This window comes from Myxacorys chilensis (assembly GCF_059505265.1).
The window spans coordinates 1-4,856 of sequence record NZ_JCACKG010000164.1; the positions used below are offsets into that span (position 1 = coordinate 1).

Genomic DNA, 4,856 nt, shown 5'->3' on the forward strand with positions numbered 1-4,856 from the left:
CAGAAGGGGACAGCCCTTCAACCTGCCAATGAACGATCTACAACTGTAGTAAAATACAGTGTGAAGCGTGGAGTCCAATGAATGAAGGCTCTCGTACATCACTGAGAAGCTAAATTTAGAGGAGTGCCTTTTCGTAATCCAAATCATAAGTTAAAACGCGGTTTGTGTGATTAAGATCGATGAAGGAAAGTCCGCTCCAGTGGACTAGGGAACTGTTCCAATCTCTTTAATTCGTTGAAACAGTTCGTTGAACCGGCTTCCCTCAGTGAGCCGACAATGTATTCCAGGAGTGTAGTCCAGGGTGGGGCTGCAATAAAACATCTTCTTAGCCGCTAAAGCACCAAGGAGATCTTGGTAGAGATTTCTGAATCATCTGTTTTCCATTTCTTTGGAATTGGGAACTCTTGAAGACGTGACAAGTTTAGCTGGCGATCGCAATGGCTTACCCAATGATTTTTGAAGCACTTTTAGCTCAAACGAGTAAAACGGTTATGACAAAACCTGCGGTGGCAGACGCTTCCAAACCAAATGGACAGCCCGTGTGGATGGCAACATCGGGTGGCTTGTTTGTGCTACTGCTGGCGTTGGGAGTTGCGTCTTATCTGCAAGCCAGCAAACTCAAAAAAGAAGTCAAGTTTGAGACGTTTAAAAACCGGGAACTGCAAAAGAAGCTCAAGTATGCGGTTGAAACCATCAGTAAGATGGAGCGCAATCCTGACTTGATTCACTCGCGAGAGTTTAACCTCGATTATCTGAGAATGCGGATGTCAGAAGAGGTGTTCCACTTTGCGATCGTCAATCAGATCAAGATTCGGGTGAAGGACAAGATTACGATCGCGCTGCGTCCTGGTCAAGGCAACCAAAACGGAAATGATATTGGCATCGCCAGTACGGGGCGACAAGTGGATGAAATCTTTGATGTGATTTACAAAGCGGGAGATTCGGAGCAGTCTACTCGCGTGTTGTTCCGCATTCAGATTAAGATTCTGAAGCTGCCGACTCAACCCACTTCTGTGACGATTAATCAGATTATCGATTGTTTTGAAACGTTTCTCAGTCCGTCTCACGAGAATGAAACGTGGCAACCTGCGATTCAAGGACGCATTGCTAATATGCGGTGGGATCAGACTGCAAAGCCGACTCCGTTGCTAGTGCTGGAACAAACGCAAGAAGGCTCGAACGTTACGTTTAGAACAACTCGGATGGCAACTAAATAATAGGAACTATAGTAGCAATTCGCGTTTGTATCTTTGCTTAAAAGAATGTAGGGTCATCTAACGTTAAATTAGATGACCCTACATTCTTTTAAAGGCAAGAATTCTTTTGACTCCGCTATGCAAAACTCTAAAGAAATTTGTAAAGCGAGCGATATACTTTAAACCAAAATTGGTTCAGTTGGTTGACCTTCTGTTGTGCCTTTGATGCGAGTTCTCATACTTTTACGAACGCGATCGCTCGTGCGTACTCCCCCTGCCAGTTCATATTGATGGCTATCTCGACCGTATTGAAGCGCAACGCCCAACAGCATTTGGTCGGTCAAGGCATTCAATTGCTTTTCGAGATCGCCAAGTTCGTTTTTGGTGGAATCAATTAAAGCAAGTGCATCATTGTAGGTGTTCAATCGGGCGCGTACTTGATCGATCATCTGATTCAACTGAGGGATGTTACGATCGTTTCCAAAATCCATCGTAAGATCAATCGCTTTCAATCCAGCGACGCGGGCTTCAGCTTTTGTTAGTACAGAAGAAGTTCGCTTTTTTCTAGCCATAGTAGACACCTATATGTAACAGAACATCTCTAAATTAACTGAGTTAGTCTAATAGTTAGAGGCGCAGAATCCGCAGACTTTTTGTATTGCTTGGATGAAGACTTGTCGGTTTAGTCAGTATTTGTCCTTAAAAAATTACAAAAGCAAGTTGATCAAGAACTAATCAATGTTGATTAAGAACTGATCGATATTGATTAAGAACTGATCAATGTACTTTGATAACATAAATAAAAGCGTTAGTTCTTACCGGATAAACATAGGTTATTAATGCAAGTTGTTTAGTTCTTAGTGCAAGTTGTTTAGTTCTTAGTGCAAGTTGTTTAGTTCTTAGTGCGATCGCACTAAGAACTAAACCATGTTGATCGAGAACCAAGCGTTTTATGTCGCTCGTTAATCTGGAAGGCTCTGTATCGCCGCCCTAGGAAAGTAAAACTATCTTTGTTCCCTTCTGGCATTAACGCTGCTGCGATCAATGTAACCGCAAGCCTGTTTGGTAAACTTCAATAGGCACTATGCTTACCTTAAAGGAGGTAGAGCCTATGAAAACGTTAGAAGAAATTAAGCAATGGCTTGTGCAGCACAAGTCAGTGTTGCAGGAACAATATAAGGTCAGGGAGCTAGGTGTTTTCGGCTCCTACGTTCGGAAAGAACAGACAGAAACTAGTGACGTTGATGTGCTAGTGGAATTTTCCGAAACACCGAGCTTGTTAAAGTTTGTCAATTTAGAGAACTATCTCAGTGACAACCTGGGAGTCAAGGTCGATTTGGTGCATAAGGGCGGCTTAAAGCCCCGCATTGGAGAACGGATTTTGGCAGAGGTTGTCTATCTGTGACCAAGCGACAGGTGGAGGATTACTTACAGGATATTTTGGACGCTGTCGCTGCTATTGAGCAATTTACAACAGGCATTGAGTTTGCAGAGTTCTCACAGAACTTAGAAAATGGTTTGTAGGTTGAGTGAGCTGAGTTATAGATTTTTTAGAATGTAGTAAACATCAGAAATTCTTTTATTCAGCATTTGTTCACTAATTAAAATAGGAGCTGAGAGACTCATCAATCATTCTCAAAGCGCATTCCTGAGTCATTCCTTGGCTTTCACTCCGGAATGAGAATGTGAGATTCATAATCCGTGCAAGAGACTTCACCTGCCGTTCCCCTTCCACATACTGAATGAGGACAATTTCTGATGGCAAACAAAATATAGTATCACTTTGGGATTGTATTGTGATTGTAGTCTCTTCGCACATAAAGTTTGATGTGCTTCCAGCAATATAAATTATATTATCTTCATTAAGAACGATAAGATGTTTTTTCAAAAAGGCTTGATATATAAGTTGATCTATATTTGAAAGAATAGAGTTTATACGTGCTGAATAACGAACCAGATAATAAGCCCAATAATCATCTGAATTTTGTTGCGGTACTTGGTTAATCCAGTAAGGCATATCATTGATACTCTTGTTCACAATGTTGAAGAATTCTTCTAGTTTCTGCGGTAAGTGGCGAGCGTGAAGGCGAATATGTTCTTCTGGAATTTGAGTTAAAATGCTTTGAAAAGCTTCATGTTGCTCAAAAGAATCTACTAAGCTTTGAATTAGCCCTGTCTCAACAAGTTTATTTGTAGAAAATTCTGAGAATTCTATCTTCATAAACATATCGTATGGATTCAAACAGGATTCAAGTTCTGGAAATTTATTAGTAATTTTCTGAATACATTGTTGATTGATGGAATTAATTAAGAAGTGGCATTGATGAAGTAGCTCTAACTCTGAATCTGAAAGTTGGTGTAAAATTGCGCCTAGAGTAGAGCCAGACGTAGTATCTACGAAATTAGATTGGTTGTGATGAATATACAACGGGCTTAGAAACTGGTATTTAGTAAACATTGATATAAGGTCTCGAAAGCCTTCTCTTACTCGCAAAGACTCCATCAAACTGATAACGTTAGGACGATATGGTAAGCTCCATATTTGTTTGCAAAGATTAAAACATTCTACTTGAATACTCATTGTGTCCACCTTCTCTCTTGTAAAACTACTTTGTTTATTTCACTCCGTACTAGCTCTTGAATCTCCTTCTTTGAATGATCATGAGACAAATCTATAGCGTTCACGATTTGGTTTAGAAAAATACATCTTTCGTTATTGATATAGTTTAATGCTAGATTCGGAATTACTCTACGAACATAATCTAACAAAGTATTGATTAGTAACTTCTTACCAGAATCGTCACTCCTAATAAAGGGGTTCCATAGATTTGCTTTATATCTACAAAGAAAGCCAAAGCAGAATAAGATCATTAACGTAACAATCTCAATTGGCAAATGAACTAATGCTCCTTGCTTTTCTTGTGCAACAACAAGAAACTTCTCAGCCATTACTGAATAAATTGATATGTCCTTATGATTCAGCTTGCGATACAGTATTACATGTTGATTTTGTATTTCCGGTTGTAAATACGCTTTTTTATAATCAACAATTCTGTTGAATAAATTTTCTTGACTGTCAAATTTAGCCAAAAAACTAGTAGGAAACCTGTCCAAATAGTACTGTCCAGTATACACTTCCTCAATCGGTATGATCGATGGCTCTTCTTTTGAAAAGTGACTTATGAAATCATCTAGAAGATCTGGAATTGCGCCAAGAAGCTCTATTAATCGCCAACTACCTCTTTGGCATATATCAATATCAGAACCATAACTTTTGTTCAATATTGCAAGTAAACCTCTATTAGCACTATTAGGAATAATTTTGAGTTCACCTAAGTTTGATAGATCAAGACCATCATCTGAAATTCTCATACCATGACCTGAAATACCGAGATCTTTCCCTAGCTTTAAGCTAGCAAGACCTGATAGTAAATTTGTAGCACCGTAATAGAGTAAAACAGGAGCAATTTGCAGAGAAGCCACTTCTGAAGCTTCAAAATACTCTTTGGCTTGCAGCATTGAACCACAAATATTCTCAATCAAGTTTGAATTATCTCTATCACCAACTCCTTGGGCATCAAAATATTGCTGAACGCTCTCAGGATCTGGAGTTTAGACTAAACAGAGTGGTGGAAACCGCAAAAAGAGCAGCCAGTTTCT

6 protein-coding genes are annotated in these 4,856 nt (G+C 39.5%); 3 read left to right on the plus strand and 3 right to left on the minus strand.

Annotation, left to right across the window (positions count from 1 at the left end):
- Nucleotides 1-437: 437 nt before the first annotated feature.
- Complete coding sequence (locus tag AC5JLB_RS13140) at nucleotides 438-1,217, plus strand: hypothetical protein (protein ID WP_495874279.1); 780 nt, start codon at nucleotides 438-440, stop codon at nucleotides 1,215-1,217.
- Nucleotides 1,218-1,375: 158 nt separating this feature from the next.
- On the opposite strand, the gene AC5JLB_RS13145 is transcribed toward AC5JLB_RS13140, so the two are convergent.
- A complete protein-coding gene (locus tag AC5JLB_RS13145) occupies nucleotides 1,376-1,768 on the minus strand; it encodes a hypothetical protein (protein WP_495874280.1) in 393 nt (130 codons plus the stop codon).
- 539 nt (nucleotides 1,769-2,307) lie between these two features.
- Here AC5JLB_RS13145 and AC5JLB_RS13150 point away from each other — a divergent pair.
- Both AC5JLB_RS13150 and AC5JLB_RS13155 read left to right on the plus strand, forming a co-directional pair.
- The gene (locus AC5JLB_RS13150; RefSeq protein ID WP_495874281.1) at nucleotides 2,308-2,601 is read left to right on the plus strand and encodes a nucleotidyltransferase family protein; all 294 of its coding nucleotides are present in this window, start codon (nucleotides 2,308-2,310) and stop codon (nucleotides 2,599-2,601) included.
- Nucleotides 2,598-2,720, plus strand: a complete 123-nt coding sequence (locus tag AC5JLB_RS13155; protein WP_495874282.1) for a hypothetical protein — start codon at nucleotides 2,598-2,600, stop codon at nucleotides 2,718-2,720. Before AC5JLB_RS13150 ends, AC5JLB_RS13155 begins: the two co-directional genes overlap by 4 nt.
- A 73-nt stretch (nucleotides 2,721-2,793) precedes the next feature.
- Here the strand turns inward: AC5JLB_RS13155 and AC5JLB_RS13160 are convergent, their stop codons facing one another.
- Nucleotides 2,794-3,777, minus strand: a complete 984-nt coding sequence (locus AC5JLB_RS13160) for a hypothetical protein (RefSeq protein WP_495874283.1) — start codon at nucleotides 3,775-3,777, stop codon at nucleotides 2,794-2,796.
- Entirely contained in the window at nucleotides 3,774-4,715 is a 942-nt protein-coding gene (locus AC5JLB_RS13165; RefSeq protein ID WP_495874284.1) for a YaaC family protein, read from the minus strand. The genes AC5JLB_RS13160 and AC5JLB_RS13165 overlap by 4 nt, the downstream gene beginning before the upstream one ends.
- Nucleotides 4,716-4,856: the final 141 nt, after the last annotated feature.